31 protein-coding genes and 1 pseudogene are annotated in these 23,265 nt (G+C 61.8%); 16 read left to right on the top strand and 16 right to left on the bottom strand.

Annotation, left to right across the window (positions count from 1 at the left end; genetic code table 11):
* Nucleotides 1-27 precede the first annotated feature (27 nt).
* Entirely contained in the window at nucleotides 28-618 is a 591-nt protein-coding gene (locus tag N2603_RS36270) for an ATP-dependent DNA ligase (protein WP_311740744.1), read from the bottom strand.
* Between the two features lie 807 nt (nucleotides 619-1,425).
* On the opposite strand from N2603_RS36270, the gene N2603_RS36265 reads away from it, so the two are divergent.
* Both N2603_RS36265 and N2603_RS36260 read left to right on the top strand, forming a co-directional pair.
* Nucleotides 1,426-1,947 carry a hypothetical protein gene (locus N2603_RS36265; protein WP_260385913.1) on the top strand — a complete coding sequence of 174 codons (522 nt, stop codon included), beginning with the start codon at nucleotides 1,426-1,428 and terminating at the stop codon, nucleotides 1,945-1,947.
* A gap of 1,663 nt (nucleotides 1,948-3,610) precedes the next feature.
* Nucleotides 3,611-3,847: a DUF6894 family protein gene (locus N2603_RS36260; RefSeq protein WP_260385912.1), complete on the top strand. Its 237-nt coding sequence runs from the start codon at nucleotides 3,611-3,613 to the stop codon at nucleotides 3,845-3,847.
* A gap of 553 nt (nucleotides 3,848-4,400) precedes the next feature.
* On the opposite strand, the gene N2603_RS36255 is transcribed toward N2603_RS36260, so the two are convergent.
* Nucleotides 4,401-4,622 (bottom strand): hypothetical protein, encoded by a 222-nt coding sequence (locus N2603_RS36255; RefSeq protein WP_260385911.1) that lies wholly within the window; start codon nucleotides 4,620-4,622, stop codon nucleotides 4,401-4,403.
* Between the two features lie 253 nt (nucleotides 4,623-4,875).
* On the opposite strand from N2603_RS36255, the gene N2603_RS36250 reads away from it, so the two are divergent.
* The gene (locus N2603_RS36250) at nucleotides 4,876-5,157 is read left to right on the top strand and encodes a recombinase family protein (protein ID WP_311740743.1); all 282 of its coding nucleotides are present in this window, start codon (nucleotides 4,876-4,878) and stop codon (nucleotides 5,155-5,157) included.
* A 493-nt stretch (nucleotides 5,158-5,650) separates the two neighbouring features.
* Here N2603_RS36250 and N2603_RS36245 read toward each other — a convergent pair whose 3' ends face one another.
* The 3 genes from N2603_RS36245 to N2603_RS36235 all read right to left on the bottom strand — a co-directional run bounded on the left by N2603_RS36245 (nucleotide 5,651) and on the right by N2603_RS36235 (nucleotide 6,471).
* Complete coding sequence (locus N2603_RS36245) at nucleotides 5,651-5,884, bottom strand: hypothetical protein (RefSeq protein WP_260385910.1); 234 nt, start codon at nucleotides 5,882-5,884, stop codon at nucleotides 5,651-5,653.
* Between the two features lie 40 nt (nucleotides 5,885-5,924).
* Nucleotides 5,925-6,167, bottom strand: a complete 243-nt coding sequence (locus tag N2603_RS36240) for a transcriptional regulator (protein ID WP_260385909.1) — start codon at nucleotides 6,165-6,167, stop codon at nucleotides 5,925-5,927.
* A 94-nt stretch (nucleotides 6,168-6,261) separates the two neighbouring features.
* Nucleotides 6,262-6,471 (bottom strand): cold-shock protein, encoded by a 210-nt coding sequence (locus N2603_RS36235; RefSeq protein ID WP_028145479.1) that lies wholly within the window; start codon nucleotides 6,469-6,471, stop codon nucleotides 6,262-6,264.
* Nucleotides 6,472-6,905: 434 nt separating this feature from the next.
* Here N2603_RS36235 and rpsU point away from each other — a divergent pair, with 434 nt between their 5' ends.
* Nucleotides 6,906-7,184, top strand: a complete 279-nt coding sequence (rpsU, locus tag N2603_RS36230; RefSeq protein ID WP_260424336.1) for a 30S ribosomal protein S21 — start codon at nucleotides 6,906-6,908, stop codon at nucleotides 7,182-7,184.
* Between the two features lie 427 nt (nucleotides 7,185-7,611).
* Here rpsU and N2603_RS36220 read toward each other — a convergent pair whose 3' ends face one another.
* Complete coding sequence (locus tag N2603_RS36220) at nucleotides 7,612-7,908, bottom strand: hypothetical protein (RefSeq protein WP_260385908.1); 297 nt, start codon at nucleotides 7,906-7,908, stop codon at nucleotides 7,612-7,614.
* Nucleotides 7,905-8,168, bottom strand: coding sequence for a hypothetical protein (locus N2603_RS36215; protein ID WP_260385907.1), 264 nt, complete (start codon nucleotides 8,166-8,168; stop codon nucleotides 7,905-7,907). The genes N2603_RS36220 and N2603_RS36215 overlap by 4 nt, the downstream gene beginning before the upstream one ends.
* A gap of 364 nt (nucleotides 8,169-8,532) precedes the next feature.
* On the opposite strand from N2603_RS36215, the gene N2603_RS36210 reads away from it, so the two are divergent.
* From N2603_RS36210 to N2603_RS36195, 4 genes are all read left to right on the top strand, one after another.
* Complete coding sequence (locus N2603_RS36210) at nucleotides 8,533-8,862, top strand: hypothetical protein (RefSeq protein WP_260385906.1); 330 nt, start codon at nucleotides 8,533-8,535, stop codon at nucleotides 8,860-8,862.
* Between the two features lie 1,293 nt (nucleotides 8,863-10,155).
* Nucleotides 10,156-10,350: a hypothetical protein gene (locus tag N2603_RS36205; protein ID WP_260385905.1), complete on the top strand. Its 195-nt coding sequence runs from the start codon at nucleotides 10,156-10,158 to the stop codon at nucleotides 10,348-10,350.
* A 10-nt stretch (nucleotides 10,351-10,360) separates the two neighbouring features.
* Nucleotides 10,361-10,630 (top strand): type VI secretion protein, encoded by a 270-nt coding sequence (locus N2603_RS36200; protein WP_260385904.1) that lies wholly within the window; start codon nucleotides 10,361-10,363, stop codon nucleotides 10,628-10,630.
* A gap of 1,093 nt (nucleotides 10,631-11,723) precedes the next feature.
* A complete protein-coding gene (locus tag N2603_RS36195; protein ID WP_260424335.1) occupies nucleotides 11,724-12,548 on the top strand; it encodes a ribonuclease HII in 825 nt (274 codons plus the stop codon).
* A gap of 27 nt (nucleotides 12,549-12,575) precedes the next feature.
* Here N2603_RS36195 and ligD read toward each other — a convergent pair whose 3' ends face one another.
* The 3 genes from ligD to N2603_RS36180 are packed head-to-tail and all read right to left on the bottom strand — an operon-like array spanning nucleotide 12,576 to nucleotide 15,778.
* Nucleotides 12,576-13,523 carry a non-homologous end-joining DNA ligase gene (ligD, locus tag N2603_RS36190; protein WP_260385903.1) on the bottom strand — a complete coding sequence of 316 codons (948 nt, stop codon included), beginning with the start codon at nucleotides 13,521-13,523 and terminating at the stop codon, nucleotides 12,576-12,578.
* Nucleotides 13,524-13,535: 12 nt separating this feature from the next.
* Nucleotides 13,536-14,099 (bottom strand): MOSC domain-containing protein, encoded by a 564-nt coding sequence (locus tag N2603_RS36185; RefSeq protein WP_260385902.1) that lies wholly within the window; start codon nucleotides 14,097-14,099, stop codon nucleotides 13,536-13,538.
* Nucleotides 14,099-15,778 carry a DNA polymerase/3'-5' exonuclease PolX gene (locus tag N2603_RS36180; RefSeq protein WP_260385901.1) on the bottom strand — a complete coding sequence of 560 codons (1,680 nt, stop codon included), beginning with the start codon at nucleotides 15,776-15,778 and terminating at the stop codon, nucleotides 14,099-14,101. The genes N2603_RS36185 and N2603_RS36180 overlap by 1 nt, the downstream gene beginning before the upstream one ends.
* Nucleotides 15,779-16,146: 368 nt before the next feature.
* Between N2603_RS36180 and N2603_RS36175 the strand changes: the two genes are divergently transcribed.
* Nucleotides 16,147-16,362 (top strand): hypothetical protein, encoded by a 216-nt coding sequence (locus N2603_RS36175; RefSeq protein WP_260385900.1) that lies wholly within the window; start codon nucleotides 16,147-16,149, stop codon nucleotides 16,360-16,362.
* A 206-nt stretch (nucleotides 16,363-16,568) separates the two neighbouring features.
* Complete coding sequence (locus N2603_RS36170; RefSeq protein WP_311740742.1) at nucleotides 16,569-16,814, top strand: hypothetical protein; 246 nt, start codon at nucleotides 16,569-16,571, stop codon at nucleotides 16,812-16,814.
* Nucleotides 16,815-16,885: 71 nt separating this feature from the next.
* On the opposite strand, the gene N2603_RS36165 is transcribed toward N2603_RS36170, so the two are convergent.
* Both N2603_RS36165 and N2603_RS36160 read right to left on the bottom strand, forming a co-directional pair.
* Nucleotides 16,886-17,320 (bottom strand): pyridoxamine 5'-phosphate oxidase family protein, encoded by a 435-nt coding sequence (locus N2603_RS36165; RefSeq protein ID WP_260385899.1) that lies wholly within the window; start codon nucleotides 17,318-17,320, stop codon nucleotides 16,886-16,888.
* A 92-nt stretch (nucleotides 17,321-17,412) separates the two neighbouring features.
* On the bottom strand, nucleotides 17,413-18,096 hold the full coding sequence (locus N2603_RS36160; RefSeq protein ID WP_260385898.1) for a protein-L-isoaspartate(D-aspartate) O-methyltransferase: 684 nt from the start codon (nucleotides 18,094-18,096) through the stop codon (nucleotides 17,413-17,415).
* A 214-nt stretch (nucleotides 18,097-18,310) separates the two neighbouring features.
* On the opposite strand from N2603_RS36160, the gene N2603_RS36155 reads away from it, so the two are divergent.
* Together N2603_RS36155 and N2603_RS36150 are read left to right on the top strand one after the other, a co-directional pair.
* A complete protein-coding gene (locus N2603_RS36155; protein ID WP_260385897.1) occupies nucleotides 18,311-18,538 on the top strand; it encodes a hypothetical protein in 228 nt (75 codons plus the stop codon).
* A 127-nt stretch (nucleotides 18,539-18,665) separates the two neighbouring features.
* Nucleotides 18,666-19,133, top strand: a complete 468-nt coding sequence (locus N2603_RS36150; protein WP_260385896.1) for a hypothetical protein — start codon at nucleotides 18,666-18,668, stop codon at nucleotides 19,131-19,133.
* Between the two features lie 250 nt (nucleotides 19,134-19,383).
* On the opposite strand, the gene N2603_RS36145 is transcribed toward N2603_RS36150, so the two are convergent.
* Entirely contained in the window at nucleotides 19,384-19,575 is a 192-nt protein-coding gene (locus N2603_RS36145) for a PadR family transcriptional regulator (protein WP_260385895.1), read from the bottom strand.
* Nucleotides 19,576-19,720: 145 nt separating this feature from the next.
* On the opposite strand from N2603_RS36145, the pseudogene N2603_RS36140 reads away from it, so the two are divergent.
* The 3 genes and pseudogenes from N2603_RS36140 (at nucleotide 19,721) to N2603_RS36130 (ending at nucleotide 21,405) form a co-directional block, all read left to right on the top strand.
* Nucleotides 19,721-20,006 (top strand): annotated as a pseudogene (locus N2603_RS36140) (PRC-barrel domain-containing protein).
* An 80-nt stretch (nucleotides 20,007-20,086) separates the two neighbouring features.
* A complete protein-coding gene (locus N2603_RS36135) occupies nucleotides 20,087-20,473 on the top strand; it encodes a response regulator (RefSeq protein ID WP_260385894.1) in 387 nt (128 codons plus the stop codon).
* Between the two features lie 776 nt (nucleotides 20,474-21,249).
* The gene (locus tag N2603_RS36130) at nucleotides 21,250-21,405 is read left to right on the top strand and encodes a hypothetical protein (protein ID WP_260385893.1); all 156 of its coding nucleotides are present in this window, start codon (nucleotides 21,250-21,252) and stop codon (nucleotides 21,403-21,405) included.
* A gap of 498 nt (nucleotides 21,406-21,903) precedes the next feature.
* Here the strand turns inward: N2603_RS36130 and N2603_RS36125 are convergent, their stop codons facing one another.
* Nucleotides 21,904-22,101 carry a hypothetical protein gene (locus N2603_RS36125; RefSeq protein WP_260385892.1) on the bottom strand — a complete coding sequence of 66 codons (198 nt, stop codon included), beginning with the start codon at nucleotides 22,099-22,101 and terminating at the stop codon, nucleotides 21,904-21,906.
* 412 nt (nucleotides 22,102-22,513) lie between these two features.
* Between N2603_RS36125 and N2603_RS36120 the strand changes: the two genes are divergently transcribed.
* Entirely contained in the window at nucleotides 22,514-22,681 is a 168-nt protein-coding gene (locus N2603_RS36120) for a hypothetical protein (protein ID WP_260385891.1), read from the top strand.
* 5 nt (nucleotides 22,682-22,686) lie between these two features.
* Here the strand turns inward: N2603_RS36120 and N2603_RS36115 are convergent, their stop codons facing one another.
* Nucleotides 22,687-22,935 (bottom strand): hypothetical protein, encoded by a 249-nt coding sequence (locus N2603_RS36115; RefSeq protein WP_260385890.1) that lies wholly within the window; start codon nucleotides 22,933-22,935, stop codon nucleotides 22,687-22,689.
* A complete protein-coding gene (locus N2603_RS36110) occupies nucleotides 22,928-23,158 on the bottom strand; it encodes a hypothetical protein (protein WP_260385889.1) in 231 nt (76 codons plus the stop codon). Before N2603_RS36110 ends, N2603_RS36115 begins: the two co-directional genes overlap by 8 nt.
* Nucleotides 23,159-23,265 lie beyond the last annotated feature (107 nt).

The raw sequence follows: 23,265 nt of genomic DNA, 5'->3' as shown, positions 1-23,265 counted from the left end.
GATGTCCCCCGATGCCGGGCTTTTTCGTCAGAACTCGCGGCTCTTGGCCGGATGGGTGCGGTTCTTTACCTTGACCCATTCCCTGGTGCGGCCGGCGATGTAGCGGCGATCGCGGCGCTTGGAGACGATTCCCTTGAGGCGGAGGTCGCAGGCGGCGCGAAACAGATCGGGCCCGATCGCGCCGCTCTCGAACGGCGCCACGAACATGCCGTCGGGCCGGCCGCGCAGCAGCCGGGCGAGGTTGGGACTTGCATATCTCCAGCGGCAGCTGCCGCAGATCCTCGCCGCCGAGCGCGAGGAGATCGAACGCGTAGAGCTGCACCTCCTCGTCGTGCCGGCGCAGTGCAGTGCATCGAAGTGGGAGACGCCGTCGACGCCGAGCACGACGGCCTCGCCATCGATGACGAACTGCTGTTCGCGGCTGCGCAATGCCGACTGCACTATCCAGGCAAAGCGGTCGGTCCAGTTGTGGCCGTTCCTGGTGATGAGGCGCGCACTGCGGCCATTGCGCTCGACGCGCAGGCGATAGCCGTCGTACTTGATCTCGTGGAACCAGTCGGGGCCGTCAGGGACGGCCTTGGCGGCGGTCGGCAGGCAGAACTCGAATGTGCTGGGCATGACAACGACATAGTCACGCGGTCGCGAATATGCGAATCTTGTGCTCGATTTTGAGCGTCGGGATTTCGTCAGTGAGGGACCGCATTGCCGTACCTTGGAATTGCGGTCTGCTGCTCGCTCGCGGTCTGGTTGGTGAGTCTGGTGCTTTGGGAGCGGAGCGGAAGCGTTAGCTGCACGCCGATCGAGCGGCCGAGTTGGCTCTCGACGAAATCTTTCAAGGCGGGAGAGATCTCGTTGCCGCCGTGGACCGGCTGGCAACTGGCGGGCCTACGTGCCGCGCTGATCGTCGCCGCCTTTGCTTAGGCACCTTCGTCGGGCGGGCGGATTATTGGCCGATGAGCGATGACGCAGCGAGATACCTCCGCCAAGCGAAGGACTGCCTCGATGAGGCTCAGAAAGCGACGAGCGAAGCGGACAAGGAGGCTTGGCTGAAGCTGGGGCAAGAGTGGTTGGCCATGGCTGAGAAAGCCCGAAGGCCACGGTCCGACGAGAATTAGGCATCAATATCCCCGCGGAACGGCTCGCTTTAACATGAGTTAATTTCCGGGTTCACTTGGGAGGCGCCCCCAGATGCCGCCAGACGACCGGGAATGGCTACACGCTTACATCTATGCGCGCATCGAAAGGCACCGCATCAAAGAGGACATGACGCATGACATGCTCCGTCGGTCACGCGATGCGCTTGCGCGCTCCTATGAACTGTTGAGAGTGCCGGTGCCCGTCTGGCACCCCGAGCCGCCGAAACGGTTAGGCCGCCGGAAGGGATCTCGCAATACGGGGTAGCCCTAATGGATTAGGGACGGGCCCTTGAGGTGGATCGAACTAGAAAAATTGAGGAGGTGGTATTCCGCCACGCAGCAGTTGCAGAGATGGAACAAGGGCGCTTTAATTGTTCCATCGATCGCGGTTGCTGAGGGCCGCAAGATGCCAGAGTACCAAGCCTACGTCATCGGCGAGGATGGGCATATTCAACAGCGCATTGACTTAGTCTGCGCTGATGATGGCGAGGCGAAAGAACGCGCAAAGTCGCTGGTAGGCGTCCACGCCATAGAGCTATGGCAGGGCGATCATAAGTTGGCGACGTTCGAGCCCGATCCCGCTGAAAGAGCGCAGGGCTGGCTCAATGGTGAGTTACCCCACCGAAGTAAGGCTGCCTCAAGTGGCGGCCCGTCATTTGATCTGGCTCAAACGGCCCGCATCTCGACGCACAATCATCCGGGCATGCTGGAGTCTGACAAGCGAGCTGGGAATAAGGAAGCCGAGCCATCGCGCCTGGACGAGGCGCGCCGCATCATCGAGGAGTACGCGGCAAGCTCCGCCGCAAGATGAACTAAGGCGCTGGCGGCGGTTTTGCCGAGCAAATCTTCGCCCGGCGTCAGCCTCGCATAGGTGCACAGCTTGAACCGACCGTTGATGTTAAGCTGGGGGCAGCTGCAATCAGTGCTTCTTCTGAGCGTGCTCGGCCTCGACGGCGCGGAGCAGGGCGGCAAGGCTGGGATATTCCACGCCATTGCGAGCGTAGCGGTTGATGCGCTCGACATAGGGGGCCGATCCGTCGGGCTGCCGCGCCAGCTGAACTGCAGCACGGCGCTGTTGTGCTGGCGCAGAACGTGCCCGGCGCCACTACCGAAATACTTGCTCATGGCGTGGCGTTTCATGACCGCGCCTCCAGCTTGCCAGCTTCGACTCGTCCATTCCCGGATAAGCATCCGGAACAGAGACGTTCCTTATTGTGAGGCGAGGAGGAATTTCGTCTGGCGTCGAGCAGTGTCAGCAGTGCGACCGCCCAGGCGTATCGGATCTTCGAAAGGCTGCCGCCAGCCTCGTTCGGTCATTCGTGCGCAAGAGTTTGCTGTTCCTATCCGGAAGAGTACCGGGATTGTTTTGAAACGAACAGAACGGCGCTTTGAGCTGCACTAAGTAGTAGTTGCTTGAACTTCCCCAAGGTCCGAGCACCCAACGGCCCCTGCCGCCCACCCCTAGAAGCCCACGGCCGGGGCCGTTTTTTGCTTGATACCGATATTCGGTGCTGTCCTAATTAGGACAGTCGTGCTGGCAGATTAGGACCTGAGTGCCTCTTTCGGACAATCGTTATTCTTTGGTGGCGGCGGTAAGATCGGTTATCTCCGGGCAAATCTCCAGCCTCGGTGTACCGGAGCGCAGGCGGCCTCGCCACGCACCGTGCCAGCGTTGGTGAGGCCGCCGCACTGAGACGCTCTTAATTCATCTTGCGGCGGAGCTGTTCAAGAAGCGCCCGGAGATCAGCCACGTACTCCTCGATGATGCGGCGGGCCTCCTCCAAGCGCGACGGTTCGGCTCCCTTACCCACGCTCTGTTCGTCAGGATCGGGCACACCCGCACGGTTGGCTCGTGACGGCAGGAGGATCTAGCGCAAGGGAATTGAACCAAATTTACGGATGCTTACCCCTTGAGGCTCGCCACCAGTTCGCGCCATTCAAAGGCGAGGACGATGCTGCCGACAACGGCGGTGCCGATACAGCTCATTGTCTAAACCATTCCCCGCACTTTGGTACTTAGGAGCCTCGCCGCCCTGTGAGGTGTCGATGCTGCATCTCGGCGCTCCTTGAGCCGTTAACGATGACTCACAACAGAGGGGACGTACGTGGGCTCTTCCAGTGGCGGAGCCAAGGTCTTAACATAGGTTATTCTTGGGCTGCATACCCGGAGGCGCACCCGTGTTGCCGATTGAACGGTAGGTGCTCGAGCTTTACCTCAAGCACTTCGTTGAAAGACGCCGCGTTAAAGACGAGTTGACGAGCGAGATGCTTCGTCGCTCGTGGGCTGCTCTCATCAGGTCTTATGAACTGCTGGCTAGGCCGGTACCGTTTGTTTGGCGCCCCGAGGCGCCCAAGGAAGACTAGCAAATCATTGAACGATCCGAGACCGGGGCGCCTTTTTGTCCTACGTTATTGCGAGTCAGCGGGGGTCGTGAGAATTTGGAGCCATCCAGCGATGGTGGAATTTCTAGCAGATGGCACGCTACTACTTCGATCTAAGAGACGGAACGGAACTGTTCCACGACGAGGAAGGCCTAGAGCTTCCGACGGTGCGAGCTGCGGAGGTCGAGGCGGCCCGCGCGCTGGGCGGCATGGCCCGCGATCTCGAACCCACGTCGGAAGGTCGGGACTTGGCGATTGAAGTGCGAAACGAAAGCGGCCCCTTGTTTCAGGCCGCTCTTGTGTTCACGATCAACAAGTCAATGCAGTAAGACCGCTTCGGTTTGGCGGCTCTGCACGACTCCTTCGCGAGAAGACGCAGCCGCAGGAACGATCAAGCGACGAATGAATCGTGATAGCAGCCCCCGTCGATTGGGACCTGCGATGCGATATGTTGCATACGCGCTCGATTTACTGGGCGTTGCTCGTGCAGTTTACGAGATTGAATGTCCGACAGACAAAGACGCCCAAGCTCGAGCCGAGAAGTTTTTAGAGGCGTTTCCTGCTGTTGAGGTGTGGGACGGGCCTCGCAGGGTCGTTCGGTTGGTCCGTGAGAGTTCGGACGATGAGTAACCGAGGCCTGAGCCGGAGTGGACCAGCACCGGTCAGCTAACGCTTACTTGTCCTTTTGTAAGCGGGTTGAGCCGATCCAATTGCCCTGCCAGACCTGTCGACCGCAGACCTGATGCCGGGCGCCGACCTCGCTGCCGCGGCCATCCCGAGCCGGCAATTGAACGCCGTGATCGCCTGCTCAGCCGCGCGTTTGGTCGCAGATCCAAGAGGGCACTGGGTCGTGACTCGGTGTTGAGCTAGGGCAGCTGGATGTCAGTGCTTCTTCTGAGCGTGCTCGGCCTCGACGGCGCGCAGCAGGGCGGCCAGGCTGGGATATTCCATGCCATTGCGAGCGTAGCGGTTGACGCGCTCGACATAGCGGGCCGAACCGTCGGGCTTGCCGCGCCAGCTGAACAGCAACACGGCGCTGTTGTGCTGGCGCAGAACGTGGCCGGCGCCACTACCGAAATACTTGCTCATGGCGTGGCGCTTCATGGCCGGCCTCCAGCTTCGCCAGTTCCGACTCGTCCATTCCCGGGTGAGCGTCCCGGACGGGGACGTTCCTATTGTAGGCGAGGAGAGATTCGGCGGGGGTGAGCAGCTTCACACTTCTTGGTTTTCAGGAGGGTTGGAATAGGCTGACAGCTGCACGGGTCGGGAGCCTTCCATAGGAATAGCGCTCACTGTCCAGCATGCCAGGCTGCCTCGGCGTCGGGAGCGCGAGCTCCGGGCTGCGCAGTACGTCCGGATGTCGACGGACCGGCAGCAATATTCGATCGCAAACCAGATGGCTGTCATCGCCGCCTACGCAGCCGCGCATCGGCTCACGATCGTTCGCACTTATATCGACGAGGGCATCAGCGGATTGAGGATCAACAACCGACTGGGGCTCATCGGGTTGATCAGCGACGTTCAATCAGGAGCCGCCGATTTCGGGAACGTCCGGTGCGGGACGTCAGTCGCTGGGGGCGGTTTCAGGACACAGACGAGAGCGCATATTACGAATTCATCTGCAAGCTCGCTGGTGTGAAGGTGCTCTATTGCGCCGAGGTCTTCGAGAACGACGGAAGCCCGATGTCCGGACTCTGGAAAAACATGAAGCGCCTGATGGCAGCGGAGGACAGCCGGAATCAGTCGGCAAAAGTTTTTGCGGGGCAGAGCAGGAACGCCGGGCTTGGCTATTGGGTGGGCGGTCGGCCCGGCTTCGCGCTGCGCAGAGAGCTGATCGACGCAACTGGCAAGTCAAGGAATTTCTCGAACATGGCCAGCAAAAGGCCTTGCAGACTGACATCTGCATTGACCCAGAGACTAACAACTTCCAATGCTCGAAATGTCAGGTATCAATTCCGTGATCCCAAATGGCTCGGGATCCCAGCCATTTTCGCGAGGCGATTAGCTGTGCGGCAAAGCGCGGCAATTCTTTCACCAACGTCACGAGCGCTTAAAGGCACGGCGCTTGGCGCCAAATCAACGCGAAGAAGGCTCAGGAATAGGTGGCACTTATGGCTCTTCGGTGCCTCAACCTAAAGCATTGAGAGCACGATGATGCCGTTCTCAAGCTCCCCCGAGGCGAGGCGCGACCGGGCCATTTGCTCGAACTCGGTCCGATATTTATGAAGATAGCTGAAGGCTTGCGTCTCGGTCTGAAACGTCGCCGCAAGCCTGCAGATCTGTCGCGCTGCGCCGAGCGCAAGTGAAAAAGTGATAGTACCGCCGCCGTCTGACTTCGCCCTTCGCACGACCCGCCCCACTGGCATGTGACTCGATTTTGCAACACACCAACCGTTGCCGGAATGGTTATCGCGCCAACTTACTCCTGCGCTTCTTTAGCAACGGTGCCGGCAACGATGCGCGAAGAGTTGCATCAGCGGCTTCCTTGGTCTCGCGAAGCTCTCGAAGTCGCGCCATGTTCTTTCGAATGTCAATGGCTTGCCTCTCGACATCCGCCAATGCGCGCGCGCCCTCTTCAGCAGCCAATCGTCTCCGGTTGAAGCGCGCGATGCTGTCGGGTGACGGCTCTGCTGATTTCCTGGCGCTCATTTTTGATCCCGGTTTGCCACGGACAAAACCCGCTCAATCCGGAGATCGAGCGGGAGCGGCCGTTTCAGTACGTCCGTGAAACGGCGCCGCAAGTTCAGGCCAGTGAGAGGTTTTCAGCGCTGACTTTGCCTCGCATCTTGTCGGTCTTGGTCTCGAAGTTGACCTTTTGGCCTTCGGCGAGACCAGCAAGGCCAGCCCGTTCGACCGCGCTGATGTGAACGAACACATCGTTGCTGCCGTCGTTCGGCTGGATAAACCCAAAGCCCTTCTGGCCGTTGAACCACTTAACGGTACCTGTCGTCATTTTCATTCTCCAAAGCGCACGAGCGCGTGCGCGTGACTATCACGCGACAACTTTCAACTTCGTCGATGTCTTTGGAAAAGGAGCCCGCGGGCGCGTTCAACAAGGCACAGCGGCTAATCGCATATTCCCAATATAAGTGACATTCGCACTTTTGCAAGGAAGGCTGCCGAAATAGTTTCGGCGAGCACTCTGGCTGCCGTTCGAGAAGCTTCGAGTAGACCTCTCGAAGCAGAGAGGGGCTTTATCGATTGACAGGGCCCCGCGAGAGTGGTCACTTCGCTCCTACCGAACTGGATCGCCGTGACGAATGGGCCAGCTTGTTCGATGCGGGCGAAGAATTGCGCCGTCACTCTCTTCCATAATCGCGACGAGACTCCTGCGCAATTGGCTGCATGCAGGACTGCCGCATTTCGCAGCCCAGTGAGGAGTTTCAATTGCAGGTCCTTGTTCGCGACAACAATATCGACCAGGCGCTTCGTGTTCTGAAGAAGAAGATGCAACGTGAGGGCGTCTTCCGGGAAATGAAGCAGCGGCGCTCCTACGAGAAGCCTTCGGAGAGGAAGACGCGCGAAAAATCCGAGGCCATTCGTCGAGCCCGCAAGCTCGCTCGGAAGCAGGCGATCCGCGAAGGACTGCTGCCCGCGCCGCCGAAAAAGAAGCTTCCGGAGCGCAAGCCATCCTTGCCGGACACCACCAGCAAGGAGCGCGCTTAGCCAAGGCGATTCCGGGAGAACGCTGAACGCCAACAGAAGCGGGCTCTTCGTCTACATCTAGACTGCTCGACGCTGCCTCTTAGGTGTTACTCTGTCCTCATCTTTTTTCGGGAAATAAACCGGTAAGGTGTCACATTGCAGAGGATCGTTTGGGCGGTCCCAATTGTGGGCGATCGAAGATCCTATGTCCTGAAATCGATGCCCCGCAGCACGATTCCCCGTGGACTGCCTTCAAGCTCTGTCGCTCGATACTTGCTGGCCGCGCGCGCCTCTATGCGGTCGCGTAAGCTCCGCCGTCCTGCATCGAGAACAGCATGATCATCCGGTCATGTTCGTGGCCGATGTAGCGGCCGCTCGTGAGCGTCATGGCTTCCTCCGTTACGCGATGGCTCCTGGCACAAGCGCGCGTCCGGCTTGTTGTACCGCCTCAGCCCTCGCCGGAGAGCCGGACGAAATCGTCGAGCAACGCCGCCACCAGCGCGCGGTGCCTCGTGTCCTCGGCAGGCAGGCTCGCGGCGTAGAGGTTCAGCAGATGCCGCGCCTTGACAGCGGCCTCCGGCCACGAAGCGGCAGGCACTGTCATCATGCGGTGTTCGAGCTCAGCCTCCCGCTCGCGCAGCTCCCTGACATGGGCCTCGACGTCCGCCAGCGCACGGCGCAGATCGGTCGCCTTCTGCGCCGCCATGCCGCGATGCTTGTCGAGGTCGACCGGCTGGTCAGTCATGGGGCGGCCCCCGCATCCGCAGCCTGCGCATTGGCGAGGTCGACCGAGCCGATCGAGAGCATCTCCATGGAATCGCGGGCACCTTCCGCGGGCACCATGATCATCGTAGCGATGCGGCGATAGGCCGAGAAGGTGAGACCCTCGATTGTCTCTTCGTCGGTGATGACCTCGTAGGCGCCGGCGGGCAGCACCCGCTCGATGCCGCGGATCTGGAACGGACGCTTGAACGTGACGGTCTCTCGCCGTGTGCGGATGGTCATGCACGCCTGCCTTTTCACAAGAGGGGCCCCACCGACCGGCAGCGACGACCATGCGCCCATCGCGGGGGAATAGCTAGCACATCATCATTGCCACGAGCTGACGCCGCAGCGCGATCCTCGTCGCACGCGGCGTTTTAGTGCTCGCTATTGGCCTGCCGCAGGCGTAGGGTCGTCACATCACCGCACTTCTCAACGGCATCGACCGGTGACTGAGGGTCACGTGCGCTCCCGCCGACAGAGTTGCAGGAGCGCTCGATGTCGCGTTTTCGCGCCTCGGAATGGATCGTCCCACCGGTGATCGTTCCACTATTCCTTTTGCTTCTGGTGTGTGCGGCGGCCATCCTCAATGGCTAAGGCAACGCGCGTGCCTTACCTGGTGACCGGAACCAACGAGTATGGCAGCGCCAATCTCGGACGCGGCAGTGCCACCGTCGCACTGCGACTCGCGCGAAAGCTGCTGCGTGACGGCTACATGGACGTCCGCATCTGTACGCCGCGCGGGCGCGTCCTTCAGTCGGATGAACTGGACGAACTCGAACCCCAACAGGAGATGGATGTCATGGCCAAGGGACAGCAACGCGGCAATCGCGAAACCAAGAAGCCGAAGAAGGAAAAGGCCAAAGTGATCGCGGCACAGCCCAGCCGGAAAGAAGTAGCCTGGCAACCGGATTTCGGGCCGGCGAAGAAGAGGTAGGTAGAGGTCGGAGCTTCCACTTGATGGGTTCTAATGCTTGAAGCGAAGATGGAGTTCGCATCTGGGAACCTTGGAGAGGCGATCATAATTTGGCGCAACGCCGCCTAGGTTGTGCGACAACGATTCTGGGCGGCGGCGACTGAGAGCGTTGCAAGCTGCTGCCTGAATGCGGGAGTGTGCGTTGACCGAGCCGCCTAAGACGCCACCCGAGGCACCAGCCCACTGTCCCAAATGCGACGAGCTTCCTCGCCTGTATTTGAGGATGCCCGACACGCACTGCGGCACCACGGTCTACGTCTATCGATGCAACCGATGTCGCAGCCTTATCTGGCTCGATTAGGAACGGCGCCCGAAATGGCTGTCCGTATTTGACCGGCCGCGATCTGGCTCATTATTTTGATCAGCTCACAAAGGAGCGGCTGAGTGAGGGTCTTGCTGAACTAGAGGCCGAAAAGGCTGCACTCCATGCGGAGTCCAAGTGAAGGCTCCTCAGGATTTGGCCTACCCAGCTTTTGTCATGGCCTTCCGGGTCTGCCGGTTCTTGTCGTAGTCGCGGTCCTATTCGTGAAGTGGGCCACCATAATTGGTGGCCTCGTCGCCTTTGTAGCACGTCTTTTGTTGGACCCTTAGTTGACCATTTGGGCAATCGGTTGAGGGGCGCTGATGACCTTATCGGACATGCGGCGCGTCTCAATTAGGAACTGAAACCACCGGCAGCCATTAGCCAGTATCACGGCCCGATCCTCCTTTCGTCGGTGACTGAGAGCCCGAGTGCTCCCGCCTCAAGCTGAGCGGGTGATCCGATGTGCGAAACGTGCAAAGAGCTAGACGAGATAATCGCCCACTACCAGCGGCTCGCGGCCTTCCCCTTCGATCTGCTCACCGCGGAGCGTATTATCGGCGTGGTCGCCGACCTACAGCAGAAACGGGACGCGATGCATCCCACCGTTCTGCTCTCGTCACAGTTAGACCACTGACAGCTATTTCGCCGCGCTCCCGGGTGCATTTTTCGATATCGCTGCACGCTGTTTAAGCCTACGGTGTCACCCATCACCGCCCTATCAGTGGCATCTATCGGTGACTGAGAGCATTGCGCTCCCGCCTCAACCTGAAGGGAGGCGGTCAGATGTCCGACCCCGGCAAATTCGATATTCGTGCGTGGCTCGTACCACCGTTATTGGTCCCGATCTTCTTTGTACTGCCAATCGCTGTCTCAGCCGTTCTATAGCGATAGTCCCTCTCAATCGCGGCCGGGTGCTCGAGCCAGGACGGAGGCCCAGATAGGAATCGGAAATGGCAAACACAGCAATCATCAGGGACGCCTATGGGGTCCCGGCAATTTTTGTTGATTCGAAAACGGGGCGGGACGATGCGGCCTTTGTTTTCGTCAGGGTCGGAGACGAGGAGCGCCGGATGCGTTGGTCAGAATGGGATGCTCTTCCGGCCTGGACCGGCGAGCGTCCGTCTTGGGCAAGCAAATCGAAATGAGAGGTTCAGCATGAAGAAGGCCCTAACAGGCACATGGACGGCGGCGCTTTTCCTTTCGGCAATCGGTGCAGCTACGCCAGCCGCTTTCGCCGCGGAGCTGAACTGCCGCGCGATCGAAAGCACCAGCGCGCGTCTCTCCTGTTACGACGCGGCCTTTCCTCCAAAAACGAACAAGCCAGCCGAGACCAGTACCGATTCAACGTCGGGCTACAAGGACCCATTCCTTGCGGAAGAAGCCCGAACCGCCGCAAAGCTAAAGAATATTTGCCGCGGCTGCTGAGTTTCACCAACCGCGCGGGCGTGTTCCGAACATGTGCGCTCCAATTCAGAGGGGCTAATCAAATGATCAGAGAGGGTGCCAAAGGCCGCCGAGTGGCCAGTCAACGAAAGCGTGCTCATCATCTGGCGGGCACCGTAATAGATGACAGAGCGGACAGCTCAGCGAGCTCCAAGGATCAATCGACGAGAAAGCAGCGCCTGCTTGAAGGCCCTGCTGAATTTCGAGCGGTCCGCATTGATCGTTCGCAGATGTCAGACGATGATGAGTGATCGAGCCAACGGCCAACCCCGGGGCCGTTCGCAGGTCGTTTCTGCGAGAAAACGACACAAATCGCTCGCTATCTGGCAGATTAAGGCGCACTGTCCCCGCGTCACCGAGCGGCCCGTAGCATCCATCGGTGGTGTGAACGTAAGTTTGCGCTCTCGATCAACCATAGCGGAGCACAAAACATGCCGGCCCGACGAATCCTGGAACAATCATCGACATTCGAGTACCGTCTCGCGCGAGAGGCGGCCAATTTGCGTCAACAGGCCAAAGGAATGCTCCCTGGCATCCGCCGCACAGAGCTCTTGCGAAAGGCCCGGCAGATCGATGCCGCCGGAGAGGTTAACAAGTGGCTGACCTCATCCTGAGAGGGCGATTGAACCGACCTCCAAGATGGCCACGGGACAAAGGCGCTACAGCCCATTGCAGTCGCCCTTGCACATGGCTTCCCATCGCAGCCAAGGGGCGCTTCGAGAACAGAAAGTCAGTTTTGAAATTTTATATCTAGCGGATTCGGGCGGTCGCCCGGGGGAGCGCCCCGGAAGGACCCAAAATGGTGCGCGAAGAAGCCAGAGCCCTGCTGATGTCCGCTGTTGCCCAAACAGCAGCGCAATGGCGGCCGTCGCTCGAAGTCGCAGATGGGCCAGTATGGGAAGTGGCCCATCGCAACCATTCACTCGGCTCGATGATGGTTAGGCGAGCTATTGGCCGCTATCCATGGGGCTCATCGGGCTTTTTGACGTGGTCCATGAGGGCATGGTTTATCTTCAGACAATCGCCACAAAGCTTCATCACACGCCCCCCACAGTCAGTCTTCACGAAGGCCGCGATGTTCCAGTATTCACTCGATGTATTGCGCCAGCGCTATGTCGTCGAGAAAAGACCGCTCGAGGCCAGCGTCGAGCAGATCTTGCGGGCCGACACCCGCGCGGGAGCTCGCGCCATCCTGGCTTCAATCGATAAACGGCGCTTCGAAAACAGGTCCGAAGGGCAGCGCCTCCGCAAGATGCTCCGCTTCGAGACCTCTCTTTGGGAAAGCGGCCAACAAGCTGTGGCAGGCGTGGACGAGGCGGGAATGAGCCCTCTCGCCGGGCCGGTCTCCGCTGGCGCCGTGATCCTGAAACCTGGCACGCGGATAATCGGGATCGACGACTCGAAAAAACTCGACGCCTCGGCTCGCGAAGAACTCGCAAAAGAGATTAAGGAAAAGGCAGAGTGTTGGTGTGTGGCGTTCGTCGAGGTCGAGGAGATCGACGCGATCAACATCTATTGGGCTGGTATCCAGGCTATGCAGCGTGCGGTCCGGGGGCTAGGGTTGATGCCGCAGCACTTGCTTATCGATGCGAAGCGGTTGAAGGAAATCGACATCCCCCAGCAGGCCATCATTAAGGGCGACGCCAAGTCCGCCAGCATCGCGGCCGCCTCCATCCTGGCGAAAGTCGAGCGCGACAGTGTCATGCGGACGCTGGACGTGCGTCACCCCGGCTACGGATTCGCAGATCACAAGGGTTACCCGGTGCCGGCTCATTATGAGGCCCTCGCCAGGCTTGGCGCGTGCGCAGCTCACCGGAGGTCGTTCGGACCTGTACGCAAGGCTCTCGGGTTGCCGCCCCTGCCGCCGTGGCCTTCGGCATCCGAGCGCGACACCGGCTGAACAGGGCGCACCTTCGTCTCGGCGGCGTTATGTTCGCGACCACTTCTTTTCGCGAACGACGTCCTTGGCGTTTTTGTCGGACCGCAGGCCGAGATAGACCGGCTGGCGCAGCTCGCCCTTGCTCGTCCACTCCGCGAACTTCACTTCCGCAACCAGCGAAGGGCGCACCCAGGTCGTGACCTGCTCGTCCTTCACCTTGGCAGGAAAGGGCGACTTGGCCGTCTTGAGCCGCATGAGCTTGCCGTGAAGCTGTTCGAGAACTTGGTGACTGAAGCCGGTTCCGACGTGACCGATGTACCGCCATGCGTCATCTTCGCGTACCGCCAGCACAAGGGCACCGAAGAATGGCCGGGTTCGCCGCGGCGCCGTGAAGCCGGCGATCACCACCTCCTGCCGCTGCGCGGTCTTCACTTTCAGCCAGTCGGCGGTCCGGCGTCCGGACGCGTACGGGCTGTCGGCACGCTTGCCCATGATGCCTTCGAGATGTCTCCGCTCGGCTTCAGCGAAGAACTTCGTTCCCTTGCCTTTGCGGTGGTTGCTGAACGCGATCAGCTTGTCGCGCGGCAAGATGGCCTTGAGCCGCTTCTTGCGCTCGAGGAGCGGCAGCGCGCGCAGGTCCTCGCCGTCTGCGAACATGAGGTCGAACGCGCAGTACAAGAGTTTCGCTTCGTGACGCAGCGCGTTTTGCAGCAACTGGAAATGGGATACGCCGTCCTTCCCGATCGCGACGAGCTCGCCGTCGATCACGGCATCCGCCTTCACGCGCTCAAGTGCTTTCGCGACCTCGACATAGGAGCGGCTGATGATCTTCCCGTTGCGGCTGTAGAGCGCGACCCGACCATGCCGGATTTCGGCGACCATGCGGAAACCATCGAATTTGTCCTCAAAGACCCATTTGGGATCGTCGAACGGTGAATCGGTCAGCGTGGCCAGCATGGGCTGCAGGCGTTGAGGCAGGGTCGATTTTCGGGCCATGGCCGGGTCTTTCTACAATGCTGGCAAGGCTCGAAGCGGGGAGGCCGGAAGGCGAACCCGCGCGGCATCGCCCGCCGCGACCGGTCCGCCGGCCCGAACCACACCCAGCACCCCTGATTTGAATGGAGGGGCCGTTTCCGCCGACGAAAGCACCTGCCGTTTCAGGCCGGGCCGGAAGCGGTCGATCAGGACACAGGGCGTCCGGAGACCGGTCAGCTCGACGATGGCAGTGGGCCCCAGTTCGATCAGGGTGCCGAGCGGCAATCGCTCAAGGTCCAGGCCGGCAGTGGTGACGTTCTCGCCGAGGTCTCCCGCTGCGATTGAGAAGCCAGCTTTGCCGAGGTTTGCGAACAGCTCGGAGGGGATCAGGTGGACCTGCCTGAGATTGGGCAGGCGGGGTCGTCGGCGGGCGAGAAAGCGGTGCCGGACGAACGCGCCGCAGTGGGCGTCTCCTTCCACGCCATGGCCTTCCACCAACGCTATGAAGTCCCGGGTCGGTTTGCTGAAGTGGTGCCCGCGGTCGGCAGCGACAGCCACCACCCTTCCCTCGACCGAGAGATCGTTCGCCTGCGGCATCAGGCCGCCCGGGCGAACGAGCGCCGCTTCTGGCGCAGGTAGCGCGTGATCTCCGGAAGAGACATCGCGTTCAGGACCCGGTCCGGAGGGACGCCGCCCTTGCGGGCCATCTCGACGCCCCAGTGCATGTGGTCGAGCTCGGGGATGGAATGGGCGTCCGGATTGATGCTCATCATGCAGCCGAACTCGAGGGCGGCCTGGTGCCAGCGCCAATCAAGATCGAGACGCCATGGGTGAGCATTGATCTCGACGACCACGTCGTGCTTGGCGCATGCCCGGAGCACCCTCTCGACGTCGATTTCGTAACCTGGCCGGCGCTGGAGCTGCCGACCCGTCATGTGGCCTATGATTGTCGTGTGAGGATTGGCGATCGCGCGCAGCAAGCGCTGCGTCTGCGCCTTGCGGTCCAGTTTGAACCGGCCATGAGTGCTCGCGACCACGAAATCGAAGCGCTCCAGCACGTCGTCCGGATAGTCCAAGGAACCGTCGGCCAGGATGTCGGATTCGATGCCTTTGAGAATTTGGAAATCCTTGCCGAAGCGCTTGTTCAGGCGGTCGGCTTCCCGCCGCTGTTCGGCGATCTCCTCGACCGACAGCCCGCCCGCATAGTGCGCGGACTTTGAATGGTCCGCGACCCCGAAATACTCGAAACCGCGCTGGCGCGTGGCTTTGGCCATCGTCTCCAGAGTCTCGGTCCCGTCTGAGGCGTCGGTGTGGCAGTGAAGGATTCCACGAAGGTCCTGATCGGTGACGAGCTTCGACAGCTTGCCCTTGAGGGCAAGCTCGACCTCACCGCGCCCCTCTCGGAGCTCGGGATCGATGAAGGGCAGGCCAAGGGCTCGATAAATATCGACTTCGTCGCCAGCGATCAGGGTGCGACCCTTGTGCAAGCCGTCGGCCTCCAAACGAAGCCCCTTCTCGGCGGCAAGCGCCATAAGCTGTTCGACGTGAGCGGCGGAGCCGGTCGCGAACAGAAGGGCGGCGCCGAAGTGCTTGCGGTCGGAAACGCGGAGTTGCAATCCTTCGGCTGACGTCACCCACGTCTTGTCCGACTTGGCAGCCTCCGCAACGATCGCGAGGTCGCCGACGAGCTCGCAGCCGCGACGGAAATCGCCGGCGATCGTCACGCGCTTGAGCTCGGGATGGGCCTTCCGGATGGATTCCTTCGCGTGCGCGAGAAGGGCGGCGGCACGGTGTAGATGGAGACGGCCTTCTCCGCTCTTTGCGATGGCCAAATTCTGCAGGATCTTGGTCTGCAGTGCGGAGCCGAGCCCCTTGGCCTTCTGGATGCGGTCTTCCTTGGCGGCCGCCTCCAGTCCGGCGAGAGAGGCAATGCCAAGATCGTTATAGAGACGCAGCACCTTGTCGGGGCGTAGGCCGGGCACGGTCAGCATTTCGAGGACGCCGGCAGGAATATCCGTGCGCAACTTCTCGAGGCTCGGATGGCTCCCGGTCCGGTGCAATTTGGTGATGATGTCCGCGATCGCGTCGCCGACCCCGGGGATCTCGGTGAGCCGGCCTTCTTCGATCAGGACGCGGAGCGGAATTGCGAGGGCGGCGAGACTGTCCGCTGCGCGGGAATACGCCTTGGCGCGGTACGGATTGCCTCCGCGCAAGGCGGTCCGCTGCGCGTATTCTCGCAGGAGCTTGGCCACGGTTTGGTTGTCAGCGGCCGGCACTCACGCTCCTCCTCTCGCGGCCTGTTCTTCCGAGCGGTTCAGGCCTTCGCATGTCCACCGGCTGATCAATCGCGACGCCATCACTCGAGCGATTTCTCGAGCTTCTGCGCGGCCCGAAACTCGTCCAGATGCTGTAGATTCGGGCCGTATGCGGCCTCCTTGGTGAGGAGGTGATACACTCTCCTACCATCATCTGCAGGTGCTTCATTCTTCCGCGACGCATCCTTCGAGCCTTGCAAAGGGCTCGGACCGCATGGGCAAGGAAGTAGTCAAAAGCGTCCGACATCGGTGACTCAACGCCTCGCCTGAGGCTTGGTTCTTACAGGCCAGCCATCGGGAACGGCGCCGGGCCAACCTTGTTAAATGGCATGACCGCGAGAGTTCTCTACGAAAGCCCCAATGGTGACATCTGGCGGCTGATCCGGGATCCGCAATCAGGTGTGCCGATGGTGGAGCACGAGCCGAACCGCAGCTCCGGGGGCCGGACTTCGCTGATCGAGATCGGACAATTCCATGGCGCGGGTGGAAGCGGCCCCGAGCACCAGGCACTCCTCCAACTGATCGGCACGCTTCTTGACGACTGACGAGGGCAGGAGGGCGACCGGCTTTCCGGAACGACCTCGGGGTTTGGCTGGTTAGCGTCGCATCTGATCCTTCGCGACGGCTCGAATATGTTCTTCTTCTTTTCAAACCGCCTGGGCTGTTTCGGTTCTCTTCTGATCTCGGCCGTCGTCACCGTCGCGCTGCTTTTCATGTTCGGAATGCTGCGGTTCTGACGGAATTCTCTCCCATGCACCTGGTCGAGATACTTCTTCCCCTGAACGACAACGAAGGCCGGCCGTTCGATCCCGAGAAGTTCTCAGCGCTCCGCGACAGACTGACCGAGCGCTTCGGCGCATTGACGGCATTCACCCGTTCACCCGCCCAGGGCACGACACGAGAGGGCGAGAAGACAGTGTGCGACGAGATCATCGTCTTCGAAGTCCTGACTGAAACACTCGATGAGCTTGGTAGAGGAGATGCCGGCAGCTACTAGAGACGGACTTCCGGCAGGACAAAATCATCGTTCGTGCGCCGGCCGTGACCTTGTTGTAAAGCCGCCACCGCTCACATCTTGACGGTTGACTTCCGGTTCTCGCCGAGGTTTGACTCCTGCCCTGTCAGCCTCGCCTTGACGAACTCGAATGCGGTGACCGCTGCGCTCGCCGGTCCGTCCCACAATTCGGCCGTGGAAGGCTCGATCCTGAGCAAGCTCACGTCGGGACTGCCCGGACCGTCGGGCCACCATACCTCGTCGCTCTTCCGCCACCCCGCCTTCGTCTTCTCGACGTCGCGCAAGACGGAGGCACGGCCCGTGATCGATAGGTAGGCCTTCTCATCCGCATCCATGAAGACGATACCGACATCGGGAGCGGACGCGATTTCATCCTCCTTCGGGCTATGGACGTCCGTAACGAAGAAGATCGAGCCGGCCTCGCGGTCGGGCCTGCTTCGAGGGGGCGCGCACGTAGCCCACCGGCGAATTGCGTCGTCAGCATGCACACGCCGAGTTTTTCGATGATGTCCCAGACGCGATCGATGTCGACTTGCTCGCTCATGTCATACCGTCCTTTCGTGGTGCTCTATGGCCAGCGTCAGAGGTCGTTCCGCAGCTCTCGGCCGGAGACAAGAGGAACGAAGCGCACCTCCTCTAATTTTTCTTCGACCAAATGACCGGTCGGTCTACGTGTCAGCTTTGTCAGCCACTGCACACCGCCAGGATCGCCGAGTGGGATGAGAAGTCGTCCCGACGGAGCCAGTTGAGCCTTGAGGACCGTGGGCGTCTGCGCAGAGGCGGCCGACACCAGGATCACGTCGAACTCGCCGCCATCCGGCCATCCTGCGGTCCCGTCGCCCTGCCGCAGATCCACGTTGCGGGAGCCGAGATGCCGAAGGCGCGATCGGGCGCGCTGCACCAATGCTTCATGGCGCTCGAGCGCGCAAACCTCCTGCCCGAGCTTGGCGGCGAGCGCCGCCAGATAACCCGAACCCGCCCCGATCTCCAGAACCCGGTCCGACTTGGCGATCGCGGCAGTCTCGAGCATCCTGGCGACGATGTAGGGCTGAGAGATCGTCTGCCCTTTAGGGATCGGCACGGCGCAGTCTTCGTACGCGGCTTCCGCAAACCGTCGATCAAGGAAGAATTCGCGGGGGACCTGCCGCATCGCCAGCAGGACCCGCCTGCTGCGGATGCCGCGGCTGGCAATCTGCACGTCGACCATCGCATCGCGGAGGAAGCGGGACCTCCTGGACCGTTTGCTCTCCTTGGCCGCGCGCATGACCTCTCCGAGCGTGAAATGATTTCGTTCCAACAGAGAGAAACTCGGAGGCCAGCGACTTGCTCCTTGACGAGAGGGAGCCGCGGCTCTCGCCGAAGAGGCCGGCTCCGCTGCCGATGAGCAAGGTCGCGGAGCTGCAGTCAGGAAGTGCCCGCGCGGAACGAGCGCCGCCGGATCGAATTGATCTCGCGGAAACCGAGCCAGGAGAAAGCTCATGAAAAGGATCTTCACGGCGGCATTCATGGCTGCAATGGCGCTCGCTTCGGCCTCAGGCGCGGACGCGAAGGGCTGCATCAAGGGCGCCATCGTCGGGGGCGTCGCCGGCCACATGGCGGGGCGCGGCAAGCTCGGCGCTGCCGCCGGCTGCGTCATCGGCCATCATGAGGCGAACAAGAAGAACCCGAACGATTCGAATGCTCAGGCGCCGTCGGGCCGGAAGTGACCTTCCGGAGCTGCAGGGGGTCGTCGTGACGCCGCGTTGCGCCGGAGCTCGATCCGAACGTCGGCGCCGCGATATCGAAGCCGAGACGCCGCTCGTCGGGTCTTCGTGATTCCAAGGAGGAGACGCGATGCGATGGGTGGTGTCGGCACTCGTTCTCGGACTTGCCGCCTCGAGCTCCGCAGTCTCGGCGCAACCGGTGAGATGGACGACCTACTCCATCCCGCAGACGGGCACCTCGGTGGATTTCCCGGCCTCGATCTTTACCGAAGAAGCCGGCCGGCCGGAGGGGTACGGACAGCGATTTCGGACTGCGGATGGGAGAGCCGACCTTACGATACAGGCCGCACCCAACGTCGCGAACGACTCACCTGCTGCATTTCTCGCGAAGAAGCATCCGCCCGCGCGCATTCAGTACAAACGAACGACACCTCGGTTCTTTGCGGTGTCCAGCTACAAGGGCGACAAGGTTTGGTACAACCGGTGCAACTTCGCGAGTGGAATGATTCACTGCGTCCTGATCAACTACCCGGCGAGCGAAGAGCGCGAGTGGGACGACATCGTAACGCGGATCAGTCTCTCGCTGAGGGGCAGATAAGGCGGGTGCGGGGGGTGGCCCTCGCGCGGCCGGGCGAGCGCCTAGGCGCGTGGCTTCGAGAACACGGAAGTCCGGAGAGGCCGCCGCCTTTGGCTATCCTCGCGAGCGCTGGTTCTGAATAGCGGGTCGTGAGACCTTTGGCTATCCGCGACAGGCGCCGTAGTTCAACGGCGGGCGACGGTCCCTGCAGGTCAATCGGGTGGCAAGGTTATCGTTCCTCCGATTTGCCCGCGGCTCGCCGATCCGTGGTTCACGCGGTAGCCGCCGCCCGCCCGGCATCGGTGATGCGATACTCGACATCTCCGGATGGAAGTGGTTCGGTTTCCACCAGACCCAGCTCAACGAGCCGCGCCACGATTTCGTGGTCGAACGTCGGCGGGCTCACCCAGGATTCGCCGAGGAGTTTTCTCAGAAAATCGCGCTCCAGATCGGTCAGTTCCATCTTCGCGCCCTCTGCCATCTCGTGCCGACGGGTATCGCGGCCACCTCATCCGATGCCCGGGAGATCAACGTTTAGCCGCGGCACCTGCCAGGAACGGAGCCATAGTGGCCCCGTTGACTTCCAAGGCAACATCCAGGAGGCCACCATGGCCACTATGGAAGATCGCGGGACGTTTAGCCTCATCGGAAGCGACAAGGTCGAGGGCACGAACGTGTACGGGGCCGACGGCGAAAAGGTCGGTTACATCGAGCGCGTCATGATCGCCCTGGCAGGCGTTGAAATACGACACCAACCTCGGCGGTTACGTCACCGGCATCACCCAGGATCAGCTCCGCGGCGCCCCCAAATACGCCGACGAGAGCAGTTGGAATTGGAGCGACCCGGCGACGACGCGCTCCGTGAACGCCTACTACGGTGTGCCGGTGGCCTAAGGGGGACGACACTCTGGCCTCTGGCTGCTCGACGCACCCGCCAGTCGACGATCAGGCCTGATCGCCGAGGAGACTTGAAAGTGAGTGAGACCGTTCGTGTTCTGGTCGTGGAGGATGAGGTTCTCATCGCCAGCTTCGTCGAGGACGCCTTGTCCGACGGCGGTTTCGAGGCCTGCTCGGTGCATTCGGGGGAGGCGGCCCTGTCCACGTTTCGCGATGGCCGCGAGGGATGTCGGGTCCTGCTGACTGACGTCAACCTGGGTGACGGCATCAGCGGCTGGGAGCTGGCGCGGCAGATCAGGGAGATCACGCCTAGCTTTCCTGTAGTCTACATGACGAGCGCCAGCGCGCCTGACTGGCAATCGCAGGGCGTCGATGGCAGCGTCCTGATTCAGAAGCCCTTTGCCCCGACGCAATTGGCTGCCGCCGTCTCGCAGCTACTCGGTAGCGGGGCCTCACCGGCTTGAATCGGAATCCTTGTGAGTTTCCGATCCTTCGATCGAGCCCATAAGGGTGGCAGCGGATCGCCGCTGCCCGCGCGCTCCCTTAGCCGCGCGTTGCGGCCGCGGCACGCGCCTCCGCGACCGCCATCCAGTCCCGAAGCAGGCCCTGTCCTCTCTCGAAAAGGACGCTCGCCGCTTGAGATCGTCCAGCGTCTCGCCGGGATGGCATCGATCGAAATCCTCGCGGATCAGCGACTCGAGGTAGGTGCGCTCCCACGCGCCGGCTAGATCGAAATGCTGGTGCGAGTAGGTCTTCATGTCTGTCGTTTCGGTGCACGCAGTCGAGGCCGGTCCGGATGCCGGCACAGGAGCGATTGTTGGTTCACGAATGGATCTGTCCGTCGAGGACGGGTTTCGGCGGCAGGTTCTTGAGGGAGACGCACCGAGGCGGGAACCTTGGCAAGTTCAGGCCGTTCGCAGCCACGGAGGACTTGCCTTGAAGGAGCCGGCACGATGATCGAAACCGAGACCCTCTTGGAAAAATGCCCCCGCTGCGGCGCCTGGCCCATGGCCGCGAACCTGCAGCGGACGTCAACCGCGCAGCCGGATATCCGGTTCAGGTGTCCAAGGTGCCACGGTGACGAGGCGGGCCGGCTTCGTCGCCCGTTCGTGCAGCGCGGCCCGGAGCGGAATCTGGACGCGGCCTAAAGAAGAAGATCCGGTCCCATTCCGAAAGCCACATCGTCGAGCTCGAAGACGGCTCGCAATGGCAGGTGTTCCCGGGCGATCTGGACCTTACGTTGGCTTGGAAGCCCGAGACTGATCTGACGGTGGCCATGGCGGACGATGACGTAGCCTCGCACACGCTGGTCGGCGGCGGCGTCAAGGTCCGCGTCATACCAGCCGGCGAAAGCTGGCCAGCACGCGAGGTCAAGGATGCGCTGAAGCAAGGTTGATCGCGGGAACACGCATGTGACCGCGGTCTCGCACCACGCGCCTAAAGCCGACCGTAGACTCCCGGAATCCAAAATGCGGCGCGGAAGGCTTATGTATTCCGCAGCACCGGGGCTGGCGTTTTCATCACTGTTCATATTTTTCCGGTGGGCCGCAGGCGGATCGTCTGCGGCCATTTCGTGTGCGGAGCTCGAATTGCGAGGGGCTTGTCGGAGGCACCGGCATCAGCCGCTGCGGCGGCGCCGACCGTATCGGCCATCCTGGCCCACGCGCAGCGGCTTCTCCGATCCCGCCCACGTGTCGCGCGCGGTCTGGTGCTCCAAAGGATTCGGCAGGCGTGGGCGCGTTAAATAGAACCGGCCCGTCAGAGCCATGCAACGAGCCGCTTCATGGCGAGCTTCTTTTCGCTCAGTGCACGTGAAGCAACCAGTACCCGGCGCGGGCCGCCATCGGCCGGTCCGATATCCCTACTGCTCGGTGCCGACCTTACGACCCCTTCCTCACGCTTCCCCGCTGCCGGAGAAGATCGTCGAGGGCGGGGTGGTGCGCGGCGGCGGCCGCGGCCGGGTGTTGCCGCCGGGTTTGCTCCTGGCGTCGTACCTCTTGGCGAGATCGAGCAGCCGTCTGCGTGTGAACGGGTCCGCCTTCTCCGCCAAATCGCGCGCCCGCTGCGCGAAGCCGCTGTAGAACTCTTCCATGACGCCACCCCACAACATCACTGAAGGTCGATCTTCAGTCGCCGGCGAGGCTCGCGTCAAGAGATCGCTTGTGCCCGCCTGGCAAACGGCACTACGCTGATCGAGGCGGGGGAAGCCGAATGTCGCTGCTATATCCGATCCGGAAGCCGTGCCCGCACTGTGGGCGGCCGATGAAGTTCGTGCGCGACGAGGCCGCCAGAGGCGTAGAGCGCTACGTCTGCTCAGACTGCGACGACGATCCGTTGCACGATCCAGCCGCCCGGAAGTGGGTAGACGGCCCGCTGCGGCCGCGAATAGCGGCCCGGAAGAAGCCGTTCGGAGAGGGGCCGAGCGCGGCAGGGCCAGGGACTGGCGAGATCGGCGCTGACACACCAGTTCCTTTGGAAGTGCCGCTTCACTTTGGGAGGTTCGGATGTCGGCTGTCGCAAACCTGCTTGCACGGAAGCAGGCGCTCGTGGAACGACTGGAAAGCGGTACCGGACCGAACGAACGCGAGGAAATCGAGCGACTGCTGGCGCAGATCGAGACCGCGCTGAACCTGCTCGAGCACGGAGATGCCACCGCTCCGGACGAGGAATGATCCTTTCACAGCGCGCTCAGGTCGTCCGGCACGTCGCCGAACTTCCGGATCAGCTTGGCGTCGCCGAAGTCGCCGCTGGACGGATCTCCTGTCCGCGAGAACGCGACGGCGCCGGCGTTGCCGGGCTTCCGGGACAGCGCCTCGGCCCTCAAGACCGCGGCATTGGCGCTCAGGCACTCCGTCGCCTCGCCGGCGGCCACGCCGTCGTCGGAGAAAACGAACGGTAGAGCGACGTAATAGGTCACGTCAGTCATCTGGCTCACTCCTCTGTTCGCGCGTCCCCGGAAGCCGTCCCTGGGCGTACCCCGTCGAGACCTTCCGCCAGAGCCCTTCGAGCTGGGCCTCGAGGAAGTCGTTGGCGACGATGAGCGCCTTCACTGCTTCCCGCGCATCGCCGCCGCAGGCCGCGATTGCCTGGTCGGCGGCCGCCTCGATGTCGTGGACGACGGGCTCGGTCTGGTCGCGAGCGGCTTTCATCAGCCTATGTTCCCGTTTCGTTCCTATGGAGTCAAGAGACCCTCGCCCGAATTCCCATGGCGCTGCGGTCCGCGGCGGACGAATCTCGGGGACGGCGGCCGCCGGTG

Source organism: Bradyrhizobium huanghuaihaiense, from assembly GCF_025200885.1.
GTDB lineage: Bacteria > Pseudomonadota > Alphaproteobacteria > Rhizobiales > Xanthobacteraceae > Bradyrhizobium > Bradyrhizobium huanghuaihaiense.
Note: the sequence above shows the minus strand (reverse complement) of the source record. Positions and strands in the feature narration are given on the sequence as shown.